11 protein-coding genes and 2 tRNA genes are annotated in these 12,660 nt (G+C 62.4%); all 13 read right to left on the bottom strand.

Annotation, left to right across the window (positions count from 1 at the left end):
• Positions 1–13: 13 nt before the first annotated feature.
• The 13 genes from rpsO to ftsH all read right to left on the bottom strand — a co-directional run bounded on the left by rpsO (position 14) and on the right by ftsH (position 12,095).
• The gene (gene rpsO / locus V6W80_RS02295) at positions 14–283 is read right to left on the bottom strand and encodes a 30S ribosomal protein S15 (protein WP_007162645.1); all 270 of its coding nucleotides are present in this window, start codon (positions 281–283) and stop codon (positions 14–16) included.
• Between the two features lie 93 nt (positions 284–376).
• Positions 377–1,291 carry a tRNA pseudouridine(55) synthase TruB gene (gene truB, locus V6W80_RS02290; RefSeq protein WP_064308128.1) on the bottom strand — a complete coding sequence of 305 codons (915 nt, stop codon included), beginning with the start codon at positions 1,289–1,291 and terminating at the stop codon, positions 377–379.
• 2 nt (positions 1,292–1,293) lie between these two features.
• The gene (rbfA, locus tag V6W80_RS02285) at positions 1,294–1,677 is read right to left on the bottom strand and encodes a 30S ribosome-binding factor RbfA (protein ID WP_007162647.1); all 384 of its coding nucleotides are present in this window, start codon (positions 1,675–1,677) and stop codon (positions 1,294–1,296) included.
• Between the two features lie 132 nt (positions 1,678–1,809).
• Complete coding sequence (gene infB / locus V6W80_RS02280) at positions 1,810–4,365, bottom strand: translation initiation factor IF-2 (RefSeq protein ID WP_017640620.1); 2,556 nt, start codon at positions 4,363–4,365, stop codon at positions 1,810–1,812.
• Between the two features lie 26 nt (positions 4,366–4,391).
• The gene (nusA, locus tag V6W80_RS02275) at positions 4,392–5,864 is read right to left on the bottom strand and encodes a transcription termination factor NusA (RefSeq protein WP_017640621.1); all 1,473 of its coding nucleotides are present in this window, start codon (positions 5,862–5,864) and stop codon (positions 4,392–4,394) included.
• A gap of 49 nt (positions 5,865–5,913) precedes the next feature.
• Positions 5,914–6,372: a ribosome maturation factor RimP gene (gene rimP, locus V6W80_RS02270; protein WP_007162650.1), complete on the bottom strand. Its 459-nt coding sequence runs from the start codon at positions 6,370–6,372 to the stop codon at positions 5,914–5,916.
• A gap of 127 nt (positions 6,373–6,499) precedes the next feature.
• Positions 6,500–6,576 (bottom strand) — tRNA-Met (locus V6W80_RS02265).
• Positions 6,577–6,663: 87 nt separating this feature from the next.
• Positions 6,664–6,749: transfer RNA gene (locus V6W80_RS02260), tRNA-Leu, on the bottom strand.
• A gap of 16 nt (positions 6,750–6,765) precedes the next feature.
• Positions 6,766–7,146 carry a preprotein translocase subunit SecG gene (gene secG, locus V6W80_RS02255; RefSeq protein WP_017640623.1) on the bottom strand — a complete coding sequence of 127 codons (381 nt, stop codon included), beginning with the start codon at positions 7,144–7,146 and terminating at the stop codon, positions 6,766–6,768.
• Positions 7,146–7,904 (bottom strand): triose-phosphate isomerase, encoded by a 759-nt coding sequence (gene tpiA, locus V6W80_RS02250; protein WP_338545755.1) that lies wholly within the window; start codon positions 7,902–7,904, stop codon positions 7,146–7,148. The genes secG and tpiA overlap by 1 nt, the downstream gene beginning before the upstream one ends.
• Positions 7,905–7,970: 66 nt before the next feature.
• Positions 7,971–9,308 carry a phosphoglucosamine mutase gene (gene glmM / locus V6W80_RS02245; protein WP_064308126.1) on the bottom strand — a complete coding sequence of 446 codons (1,338 nt, stop codon included), beginning with the start codon at positions 9,306–9,308 and terminating at the stop codon, positions 7,971–7,973.
• An 11-nt stretch (positions 9,309–9,319) separates the two neighbouring features.
• The gene (folP, locus tag V6W80_RS02240; RefSeq protein WP_093257108.1) at positions 9,320–10,171 is read right to left on the bottom strand and encodes a dihydropteroate synthase; all 852 of its coding nucleotides are present in this window, start codon (positions 10,169–10,171) and stop codon (positions 9,320–9,322) included.
• A gap of 7 nt (positions 10,172–10,178) precedes the next feature.
• Positions 10,179–12,095 carry an ATP-dependent zinc metalloprotease FtsH gene (ftsH, locus tag V6W80_RS02235; RefSeq protein WP_017640627.1) on the bottom strand — a complete coding sequence of 639 codons (1,917 nt, stop codon included), beginning with the start codon at positions 12,093–12,095 and terminating at the stop codon, positions 10,179–10,181.
• Positions 12,096–12,660: the final 565 nt, after the last annotated feature.

Here is a 12,660-nt window from a genome sequence, read left to right as displayed (position 1 = left end):
GGTCTGCATCGTGTTAACGACGCAGGCCCAGGCGAGCGATCAGTGCGCTGTAACGAGAGGTGTCCTTGGACTTCAGGTAGTCCAGCAGCTTACGGCGCTGGTTGACCATGCGGATCAGACCACGACGACTGTGGTGATCTTTGCCGTTGGCCTTGAAGTGACCTTGCAGCTTGTCGATGTTGGCGGACAGCAGGGCAACCTGCACTTCCGGCGAACCGGTGTCGCCTTCGCTCTGCTTGAACTCGTTTACGATCTGGGCTTTGTCTTCAACGCTCAGTGCCATGATAGGGCTCCTCTGAGGAACAGGCCGGGATGGATCCCGTGCTTAAGGAAAGAGGTGTGACCGTGCCTGCTGACAGCCACCCTCGGTATCGGTCTAGGACCGAATCAGTCTACGGGGAGCAACCTGCCCCTCGTCATCAATCTCGCCGATGCCGATGAAACGACCCTGGTCGTCCTGCACCCGCATCAAGCCGAATTTCGGTGCATTGGCCGCCCGGACGGGCTGACCGTGCAACCAGTAGTAGGCGCTGTGCTGCGTCAGCTGCACCAGCGGCCAGTGCTCCAGGCCACTGTCGACCGGCAGCAGGAAGCGATCCAGCGCCTCGGAACCCCCTTCGGCGTGCGCCGCCTCCAGCTCGTCCAGGCTGATGGCCTGTGCCAGGCCAAAGGGGCCGGCCTGGGTACGGCGCAACTCGGCCACATGGGCTCCGCAGCCAAGACGGGCGCCGAGGTCTTCGACCAGGGTGCGCACATAAGTGCCCTTGCTGCAGGCCACTTCCAGCGTCGCACGATCTTCCTGCAACGCCAGCAGTTCCAGACGGGCAATAGTAACAGAACGCGCCTCGCGCTCCACTACTTCCCCGGCACGCGCCAGCTTGTACAGCGGCTGGCCGTCGCGCTTGAGCGCCGAATACATCGGCGGGATCTGCTCTATCTGGCCGCGGAAGGCCGGCAGTGCCGCCTGGATGGCCGCTTCATCGACTGCGACCGCCCGTCGCTCCAGCACTTCACCCTCGGCATCGCCGGTGGTGGTGGTGACGCCCAGTTGCGCCACGGTGCTATAGCCCTTGTCGGCATCCAGCAGGTACTGGGAAAACTTGGTCGCCTCGCCGAAGCACAGCGGCAATACGCCGGTGGCCAGGGGGTCCAGGCTGCCGGTATGTCCAGCCTTCTCGGCGTTGAGCAGCCAGCGGACCTTTTGCAGGGCGGCGTTGGAGGAGAAGCCGCGCGGCTTGTCCAGCACCAGCACGCCATGTACCTGGCGGCGAATACGCTTGACCTGGGCCACCCCTACTCCTCCCCTTCGTGGCGACGGTCTTCGGCGACCGCCCGCTCGATCAGGGCCGACAGCTGGGCGCCGCGACGGATGCTTTCGTCGTACTGGAAGCTCAGTTGCGGAACGGTGCGCAATTTCATCGCCCGACCCAGCTGCTGACGCAGGAAGCCGGCAGCGTCCTTGAGGATGCCGATGTTCTGCTTGATGGCGTCGGCATCGTCGTCCTTGCCCAGGACGGTGATGTGCACCTTGGCATGGGACAGGTCGCGCGCGACGTCCACGCCGGTGATGGTCACCATGCCCAGTCGCGGATCCTTGATCTCACGCTGGATCAGCAGTGCCAGTTCACGCTGCATCTGATCACCGATGCGCTGGGTACGGCTGAATTCTTTGGCCATGTCGAAACTCTCGTACGAAAGGCCGCAGACACCAGGCCTGCCAGCCATGAACCTTGGAAACGCGAACGGCAAGTCCGGACCTGGCAGGGGTCTGCCAGGTCCGCGACCTGCCGTCCTGGTGCAGAGTCGTCGTTACAGCGAACGGGCGACCTGAACCTTCTCGAACACCTCGATCTTGTCGCCGACGCGGACGTCGTTGTAGCTCTTCACGCCGATACCGCATTCCATGCCGGCACGCACTTCGGCCACGTCATCCTTGAAACGACGCAGGGATTCCAGCTCGCCTTCGAAGATGACCACGTCTTCGCGTAGGACGCGGATCGGACGGTTGCGGTGCACCATGCCCTCGGTGACCATGCAGCCGGCGACGGCGCCGAACTTGGGCGAACGGAAGACGTCGCGCACTTCGGCGATACCCAGGATGTTCTCCCGGACGTCACTGCCCAGCATGCCGGTCAGCGCCTTCTTCACATCTTCGATGATGTCGTAGATGACGTTGTAGTAGCGCATGTCGAGGCCTTCCTGCTCGACGATCTTCCGCGCCCCGGCATCGGCCCGGACGTTGAAGCCGAACAGCACGGCATTGGAAGCCAGCGCCAGGTTGGCATCGCTCTCGGTGATACCACCGACGCCTCCGCCGACCACGCGCACCTGGACTTCGTCGTTGCCCAGACCGGACAGCGAGCCCTGCAGCGCTTCGAGGGAGCCACGCACATCGGACTTGAGCACGATGTTGAGGGTCTTCTTCTCGTCCTGGCCCATGTTCTCGAAGATGTTCTCGAGCTTGCCGGCGTGAGCGCGGGCAAGCTTGATCTCGCGGAACTTGCCCTGACGGAACAGCGCCACTTCGCGGGCCTTCTTCTCGTCGGTCAGCACGGTGAGTTCGTCACCGGCGTCCGGGGTGCCGTCCAGGCCGAGGATCTCGACCGGGATGGAGGGACCGGCTTCCTTGATCGGCTTACCATTCTCGTCGAGCATGGCACGGATACGACCGAAGTTGACGCCGACCAGGGCCATGTCGCCCTGACGCAGGGTACCGTTCTGTACCAGTACGGTAGCGACCGGACCGCGACCCTTGTCCAGGCGCGATTCGATGACCACACCGCGACCGGGTGCTTCCGGCGTAGCGGTCAGCTCCAGGACTTCGGCCTGCAGCAGGATGGCTTCGAGCAGCTCGTCCACGCCGGTACCGGCCTTGGCCGAGACGTGCACGAACTGGGTGTCGCCGCCCCACTCTTCCGGGATGACCTGACGACCAGCCAGATCGTGCTTGACGCGATCCGGATCGGCGTCGGGCTTGTCGATCTTGTTGACCGCCACGACGATGGGGACACCCGCCGCCTTGGCGTGCTGGATGGCTTCCTCGGTCTGCGGCATGACGCCGTCATCGGCCGCGACGACCAGGATGACGATGTCGGTGGCCTTGGCACCACGGGCACGCATGGCGGTAAACGCGGCGTGGCCAGGGGTATCCAGGAAGGTCACCATGCCACGCTCGGTTTCCACGTGGTAGGCACCGATGTGCTGGGTGATGCCACCGGCTTCGCCCGACGCGACCTTGGCGCGACGGATGTAGTCCAGCAGCGAGGTCTTGCCGTGGTCGACGTGACCCATGACGGTCACCACCGGCGCGCGGTGCAGGGCCTTGCCACCCTCGAACTTGAGAGATTCGGCCAACTGGTCTTCCAGGGCGTTCTCGTTGACCAGCTTGACCTTGTGGCCCAGCTCTTCGGCCACCAGCTGCGCCGTCTCGCGGTCGAGCACCTGGTTGATGGTGGCGGGGGACCCCATCTTGAACATGAACTTGATGACTTCGGCGGCCTTCACCGACATCTGCTGAGCAAGCTCAGAGACGGTGATGGTCTCACCTAGATTGACTTCGCGCACTACAGGTCCTGTCGGGCTCTGGAACCCGTGTTGGTTTCGCTTCTTGAGTCGCGACTTGCCACCGCGACCGCCACGCCGGCCAAAGCCCTCTTCCTCGTCGTCGCCACTGCGCACGGTACGGGGAGCTGCGACCTTGTCCTTGATCGACGGGCGATGCTGGGCGTTCTTGCGCTCACGGCGCTCGTCTTCTTCGCGCTTGCTGCTCGGGGCAGGATGCACGGGACGACGCGGCTCTTCGCGCTTGCGCTCACTGGCCGGATCCGCCTTCTTGACCTCGACGGCAGGCTCGGCAGCGGGTTGCTGCTCGGCTACCACGGCCGGAGCTTCCGGCGCGGCAGGGGCTGCAGCCTCGGCGGAGACCGCCTGCTGCGCGGCCTGAGCAGCGGCTTCGGCCTGCTGCTGGGCAGCCGCTTCGGCAGCGCGCTGAGCTTCTTCCGCGGCACGTGCCTGAGCGGCGGCCTCTTCGGCGGCGCGCAGGGCTTCCTGTTCGCGGCGCTGTTCGGCTTCCAGCTCGGCGGGGCTGCGCTTGACGAAGGTCTTCTTCTTGCGCACTTCGACACTGACTGTCTTGCTGCCGGCCACTTTCAGCGTGGTCTGGGTCTTGCGCTGCAGGGTGATCTTGCTGGGCTCGTCGAGCTGCGCAGTCCCCTTCAGATGTGTCAGTAGCGCCTGCTTTTCCGCATCGCTCACCGTTTGCTCGGCGCTGCTATGCGTCAGACCTGCCTCGCGCATCTGCTGTAGCAGACGTTCCACCGGCGTATTGACCGTTTGGGCCAGTTCTTTCACCGTGACTTGCGTCATGCACTTCTCTCCTCAGACTGCGCCGCTTACTCGAACCAATGGGCACGGGCAGCCATGATCAGCTTGCCGGCACGCTCTTCGGTCATGCCGTTGATGTCGAGCAGGTCGTCGATCGACTGCTCGGCGAGCTCTTCGCGATTGACCACGCCACGCTGGGCCAGCGCGCTGGCGAGCTGGGGATCCATACCGTCGAGGGTCAGCAGATCTTCGCTGGGGCTCTTCTGTTCTTCGGTCGCGATGGCCCGGGTCAGCAGGCGATCCTTGGCCCGGGTACGCAGCTCGTTGACGATGTCTTCGTCGAAGCCATCGATATTGAGCATCTCTTCCATGGGCACGTAGGCCACTTCCTCGAGGGAAGTGAAGCCCTCTTCCACCAGCACCTGCGCCAGTTCCTCGTCGACATCCAGCTCGTCGATGAAGCGCTGGATGATGTCGCCGGTCTCGGCCTGCTGCTTGGCGTTGATGTCCGCTTCGGTCATCACGTTGAGCGTCCAGCCGGTCAGCTGACTGGCCAGGCGCACGTTCTGACCGCCACGGCCAATGGCCTGGGCCAGGTTGTCCTCGGCGACGGCGATGTCCATGGTGCGGCTGTCTTCGTCGACGATGATCGAAGCGACTTCGGCCGGGGCCATGGCGTTGATGACGAATTGCGCCGGGTTGTCGTCCCACAGCACGATGTCGACCCGCTCGCCACCCAGCTCACCGGATACCGCCTGGACACGCGAACCGCGCATGCCGATGCAGGCACCCTGGGGATCGATGCGCTTGTCCTTGGAACGGACGGCGATCTTGGCCCGCGAACCCGGATCCCGGGCAGCCGCCATGACATCGATCAGCTGCTCGGAAATCTCCGGTACTTCGATGCGGAACAGCTCGATCAGCATCTGCGGATCGGTGCGCGACAGCATCAGCTGCGGACCGCGGTTCTCGGTGCGGATTTCCTTGAGCAGGGCACGCAGACGCACGCCCATGCGGAAGGTCTCACGCGGAATGATGTGCTCGCGCGGCAGCAGGGCCTCGGCATTGTTGCCCAGGTCGACGATCACGCTGTCACGGGTGACCTTCTTGACGGTACCCGAGATGATCTCGCCGACCTTCTCGCGATAGGCATCCACTACCTGAGCCCGCTCGGCCTCGCGCACCTTCTGCACGATCACCTGCTTGGCGGTCTGGGCAGCGATCCGACCGAATTCGATGGACTCGATCTTCTCTTCGATCACTTCACCGGCCTTGACGCCGGGATGCTCTTCCTGGGCGTCTTCCACCGTCAGATGCGAATCGGGCAACTGATAGTCTTGGTCTTCCACCACGGTCCAGCGGCGGAAGGTTTCGTAGCTGCCGTTGTGTCTGTTGATCGACACCCGCAGATCCACATCTTCTTCGTAGCGTTTCTTGGTAGCCGTGGCGAGAGCCAACTCCAGTGCCTCGAAGATGACGCCGGGTGGAACACCCTTCTCGTTCGAAACAGATTCCACTACCAGCAGAACTTCTTTGCTCATCTTACGCCTCGTATTCGCAATCCTTGGGATCCGCGGTCTCGCGCTCAAATCACTCGAAACGGGGAACGACGTTGGCCTTGTCGATCATCTCGATGGGCAGCAGATACTCATGCTCGTCCACCTGCACCACGACGTCCTGGTCTTCCACACCGCGCAGCAAACCCTGGAAATTACGTCGCCCTTCGAAGGGCGACCGAAGTTTGACCTTGACCTGTTCACCCGCATGGGCAGCAAATTGCTCCAGCGTGAACAGCGGTCTATCCATACCGGGGGAAGACACCTCGAGGGTGTATTCGTTGGTGATCGGATCTTCCACATCGAGTACGCCACTTACCTGGCGACTGACAGCCTCGCAGTCTTCAACGAGAATGCCATTGGGATGATCGATGTAGACACGCAGTAGCGAATGCCGCCCTTGGGAGATGTACTCGACACCCCAGCAGACATAGCCAAGCGCCTCGACGACGGGGGCCAGCAAGGCCTGCAACTGTTCTAGCTTGCTCGACACCTGGTTGCCTCGCGTTTTTTGAGAATAAAAAATGGGCATTACGCCCATCCCTAAGAGGTCTGCGCAAGAAAGCGCGACCCGAACTGTCCAGCCAACAAAAAGCCCCTATAAAGGGGCTTTAAATAACTGGTTGCGGGGGCTGGATTTGAACCAACGACCTTCGGGTTATGAGCCCGACGAGCTACCAGACTGCTCCACCCCGCGTCAAAGCTGGAGCGAGATTATATTCAACTGAACTCTAGGAGTCAACCTACTCTCTCTCGCCGCGTCCTGCAGGACGTCTTTGCTATTTGGTGCCGAAGATGGGACTCGAACCCATACAGCCTGTGGCCACTACCCCCTCAAGATAGCGTGTCTACCAATTCCACCACTTCGGCATGAAACCTTTGAATCCTACTTGGACTCCTGGGGTACGTCCCCGGAAGTACCGCCCTGGGCAGCGCGGGGCTGACTCAGGGGAACATCGTTACCATCCTGCTTCGGCTGAGGAGCCTGCTGGACCGGCTGAGTGGGCAAACCCACCTCACGCAGACCCAACGCACGGTCTTTGGCGAAATACGCCAGACCCAGGCTAGTCGCGAAAAAAACCGCGGCTAGTATAGCAGTAAAGCGACTCAGAAAGGTAGCAGAACCTTGACTACCGAACACGGTACCCGAGGCGCCCGCACCAAAGGATGCACCGGCTTCGGCACCCTTGCCCTGCTGCATCAATACCAGCACGATCAGGCCAAGCGCCATCAGCAAGTGGATCACGACAACTGCAGTTTCCAACATTATCCACGTCCTGCAGCGCGGCAAATCGCACTGAACTCTTCAGCATTCAGGGAGGCCCCACCCACTAGCCCCCCATCGATATCCGGCATGCCGAACAATTCGGCAGCATTGGCAGCCTTGACACTGCCGCCATACAACAGCTGAAGGCCTTCAGCGACCCCAGCATCGGCTTCGCGCACCAGAGCGCGAATCGCCGCATGAATCTCTTGCGCCTGCTCCGGCGTCGCCGTTAGCCCGGTACCTATCGCCCAAACCGGCTCGTAGGCCACTACAGCCTTGGCGAAAGCCGCGACCCCGACTGCGTCGATGACCGCCTTCAGCTGGCCACCCACCACATCCAGAGTACGCTCGGCCTCCCGCTCTTCACGGGTTTCGCCGACACAGAGCACGGGAATCATCCCGCCCTCCTGGATGGCCGCGAATTTCTTCGCCACCACCGCATCATCCTCGCCCAGCAGAGCACGCCGCTCGGAGTGCCCCACCAGTACGTAACGGCAACCGAATTCTGCCAACTGGGTCGAGGATACCTCGCCAGTCAGAGCCTTCTCGCCCGCGACGGGAGCACAGGTCTGGGCCCCCACCATCAGCGACGTTGCCGCCAGCGCTTCAGCCACCCCCGGTAGATGCACCAATGTCGGAATCACCACGACATCGACACCCACTGCACCATCCAACCCTTTCAAGCCTGCGACCAGCGCCGACACGCCTTGCAGCGAGCCATGCATTTTCCAGTTACCGGCAACCAGGGAACGACGCATGCGTTTTACCTCAGGGAGCGAAGTGGGCGCAGATGTTACTCAATCGAAAACCGGCATGCAAGCAAATCAAGCACATACCTCGGTTATCAACTGAGCGAGCGCCTCGGCATGGGCCCGCACCTCACGCTCGTTCTCGCCTTCGACCATGACCCGCAGCAACGGCTCGGTACCGGATTTGCGCAGGAGCACCCGCCCCTTGCCGGCCATCTTCTCGGTGACCTCGGCACTGGCCTGCTTGACCCGCGGATTCTCCAAGGGATCCTGGCCGCCGCCGAACCTCACGTTGATCAGCACCTGCGGGCACTTGCGTAGCGCCATGCGCGCCTGGGCCAGGGTCTGACCGGCATTGCGCAGGGCGATCAGCACCTGCAGGGCGGCGATGGTGGCGTCACCGGTGGTGGTGTACTGGCAGCAGACCACGTGCCCGGAATTCTCGCCACCCAGCACCCAGTTGCGTTCCAAGAGCTCGGCCATCACATAGCGATCGCCTACCTTGGCACGCACGAAGGGAATCTCCAGCTCCGCCAGTCCCAGCTCGAGACCGAGATTGCTCATCAGGGTACCGACCACCCCACCCTCGAGGCGACCACGACGCTTGAGGTCGCGAGCGATCAGATAGAGCAGCTCATCGCCATCCACTGCCGCTCCGGTGTGATCCACCATCAGCACCCGATCACCGTCGCCGTCGAAGGCGATACCGAGATCGGCGTGCTGGTCGAGCACCGCCTGCTGCAGCCCCTCGAGGTGAGTGGAGCCACAGTCCTTGTTGATGTTGAGCCCGTCCGGCTGCACCCCCAGCACGCTGACATCGGCGCCGAGTTCGCGGAAGACACTGGGCGCGATCTTGTAGGTGGCGCCATTGGCGCAATCGAGCACGATCTTCAGGCCGGCGAAACTGGTCCCGGTCGGCACGCTGCTCTTGCAGAACTCGATGTAGCGACCGGCCGCATCATTGATGCGCGAGACCTTGCCGATACGCGCCGAATCCACCACGGTCATGGGCGTATCGAGCAGCTCCTCGATCATGGTTTCGAGCTCATCGGGCAGCTTGGTGCCGGCGCCAGAAAAGAACTTGATGCCATTGTCGTAGTAGGGATTGTGTGACGCACTGATGACGATGCCGGCACTGGCCTGGAAGGTCCGCGTCAGGTAGGCGATCCCAGGGGTTGGCATGGGACCGAGCAACATGACGTCGGCACCGGCAGCGGACAGCCCGGCTTCCAGAGCCGACTCGAACATGTAGCCCGAGTTGCGGGTGTCCTTGCCGACCAGCACCCGACAACCGCCGCGACTGCGAAAGGCAATGCCCGCCGCCCAGCCCAGCTTGAGCATGAAATCCGGGGTGATGGGATAGGTGCCGACCTTGCCGCGAATGCCGTCGGTTCCAAAATACTTTCTTGCCATCAGTTTTGTTCCTACCTGAAGCCTTCGACCGCGGTGATCATCTTCACCACGTCCACCGTTTCCGCCACATCATGGACCCTGAGGATCTGCGCGCCCTTGACCAGCGCCAGGGCCGCCAGGGCCAGACCGCCCGCCAGGCGCCCCTCCACAGGCTGCCCGGTGACCGCGCCGATCATGCTCTTGCGCGAGACGCCCACCAGCAAGGGTAGCCCAAAGGCGAGCAACTCGGCTTGTCGCTTGAACAGTTCGAGATTGTGCTCGAGGGTCTTGGCGAAGCCGTACCCCGGATCAAGCACCAGCCGCTCGCGCGCGATACCAGCCGCTTCACAGCGCCTGACCTGCTCGGCCAGAAAGGCACCTACCTCGCCTGCGACATCGGTATAGACGGGCGCCTGCTGCATGGTGCTGGGCTCCCCCTGCATGTGCATCAGGCAGATCGCCAGATCGCTCGCGGCGGCAGCTTCGAGGGCGCCAGACCGGCGCAGCGAGCGGACGTCATTGATCAGGCCGGCGCCGGCCCTGGCACCTTCGCGCATCACCGCGGGCGTGGAAGTATCCAGGGAAATGACGACATCCAGCTCTCGGGCGATCGCCTCGACCACCGGGATGACCCGATCGAGCTCTTCCGCCTCGGACACCGCTGGCGCCCCCGGGCGAGTGGATTCTCCACCGACATCGATGATGGCCGCACCAGCGTTCACCATCCCTTCGGCATGGCGCAGAGCGTTTTCCACCACCGTATAGCGACCGCCATCGGAAAAGGAGTCGGGGGTGACGTTGAGGATGCCCATGACCTTGGGCGCGTCAAAAACAAGAACCCGATTGCCGCAAGGCAATCGGGTCGAAGGAAACGGATTGAACATGGGTGTTTCAGTGTTCTCCGGCTGGACCACCGATGGGGGTTTCCGGACGATCGCTACCACTCTGGGGCGCTGGGGCATCACCGGTAGGACCACCACGGTCATGCCAGTCACGCGGCTCGCGCGGGACCTTGCCGGCCATGATGTCGTCGATCTGATCGGAGTCGATGGTCTCGTACTTCATCAAGGCATCGGCCATGAGCTCGAGCTTGTCGCGGTTCTCGTCCAGCAGCCGCTTGGCGGTGCCATAGCAGTCATCGATGATCCGGCGAATTTCCAGGTCGATCTGCTTGGCGGTTTCGCCCGACATGTTGCCGGCGCCACCACCACCCGAGCGACCCAGATAGCCTTCGTTCTCTTCCTCGCCATACAGCAACGGACCGAGCTTCTCGGACAGACCCCACTTGGTCACCATGTTCCGCGCCAGCGAAGTCGCCCGCATGATGTCATTGGAGGCACCGGTGGTAACGCCTTCGAAACCCAGGGTCATCTCCTCGGCGATACGGCCACCGAACAGCGAGCAGATTTGGCTTTCCAGCGCCCGCTTGGACAGGCTGTAGCGATCTTCCTCGGGAAGGAACATGGTCACGCCCAGGGCCCGACCACGGGGAATGATGGAAACCTTGTAGACCGGATCGTGCTCGGGCACCAGGCGACCGACGATGGCGTGACCCGCTTCGTGGTAGGCCGTGTTGCGCTTCTCCTTCTCGGACATGACCATGGTCTTGCGCTCGGCGCCCATCATGATCTTGTCCTTGGCCAGCTCGAACTCGCGCATGTCGACGGTGCGCTTGTTGGCACGCGCAGCGAACAGCGATGCTTCGTTGACCAGGTTGGCGAGGTCAGCACCGGAGAAACCCGGGGTACCACGCGCGATGACACCGGCATCGACGCGCTCGCCGACCGGCACCTTGCGCATGTGCACCTTGAGGATCTGCTCGCGACCACGGATGTCCGGCAAGCCGACCACCACCTGGCGGTCGAAACGACCAGGGCGCAGCAGCGCCGGGTCCAGGACATCGGGACGGTTGGTGGCGGCGATGACGATGATGCCATCGTTCATCTCGAAGCCGTCCATCTCGACCAGCAACTGGTTCAGGGTCTGCTCACGCTCGTCGTGCCCACCGCCCATGCCGTTGCCGCGATGACGACCGACCGCATCGATCTCGTCGATGAAGATGATGCAGGGAGCGTGCTTCTTGGCCTGGTCGAACATGTCGCGGACACGGCTGGCGCCGACACCCACGAACATCTCGACGAAGTCCGAACCGGAGATGGTGAAGAACGGCACCTTGGCCTCACCCGCCACGGCCTTGGCCAGCAGCGTCTTGCCGGTACCCGGCGAACCGACCATCAGCACACCACGGGGAATGCGGCCACCCAGGCGCTGGAACTTGCCCGGATCACGGAGGAACTCGACCAGCTCGGTGACCTCTTCCTTGGCTTCGTCGCAACCGGCGACGTCGGCAAAGGTGGTCTTGACCTGGTCTTCCGACAGCAGGCGCGCCTTGCTCTTGCCAAAGCTCATGGGGCCGCCGCGACCGCCGGCACCTCCCTGCATCTGGCGCATGAAGAACATGAAGACGGCGATGATCACCAGGATGGGGAAGCTGGCCACCAGCAGCTGAGTCCAGATGCTCTGCTGCTCGGGCTGCTTGCCAGTGATGGTGACGCTGTTGTTGACCAGATCGCCGATCAGGCCATTGTCCTGAATCGCCGGACGGATGGTCTTGAAGGGATCGCCATCACGATGCTTGCCGGTGATGACATAGCCATCCACGGTCACGCTCTCGATCTGCCCGTCCTTCACCTGCTGGATGAAGTCGGAGTAGTTGAGCGTTTGGGGTTCGTTGGGGCTGGAGAAGTTGTTCATCACGGTGACGAGCACCGCGGCGATGATCAGCCACAGGATCAGATTCTTTGCCATGTCGTTCAATTGACTACCCTCTGCGCCGGTTTCGTGAGTAAACCGTTCGAAGCGAAACCGGCAGTGACCGGTAAGTTACTACACAAAGCCTGGCCCACGGCAGACATCGTCTGTAACGCTATATGAGTCTTCTGCCTTTGACTCTAGGGCAAGGCAGACGTTGCGGCCATCAATTCTCTCAATTGCCCCTAAAACCGCGACCCAATAGATATTGCTGGCGCGATCTGGTCCCGCGACGCGGAAGGCGGCGCCTGAGCCTCTGCCCGCAGGACTCAACCGCCCTGAAACAGGCGGCAGTTTCCTAGCAGCAGAGCTGCCCTGGAGCAGCCCAACGCACTCAGCTCGCTCATATGGGGGCCAAGTCGTAAATAACAAGGTCTCTTGGCAAGCACTTGATAGCTTGCCAAGCGGAGGGTCAACGTCGGCATCCTGCCGGCGTTCTCTCGGCCTTCGGAATCTTCAGCATCGCCATCCTTTCAGGCTGGCTCGACGCCGCGCCTGTCGAGGTGCTCCTTGAGCGGACAAGACAGGCTCCACCGGGCTAATGGCAAGTTGTCGCGTATCG

It is taken from the genome of Pseudomonas benzopyrenica (assembly GCF_036884265.1).
In the GTDB taxonomy this organism is placed as follows: Bacteria; Pseudomonadota; Gammaproteobacteria; order Pseudomonadales; family Pseudomonadaceae; genus Chryseomonas; species Chryseomonas benzopyrenica.
Note: the sequence above shows the minus strand (reverse complement) of the source record. Positions and strands in the feature narration are given on the sequence as shown.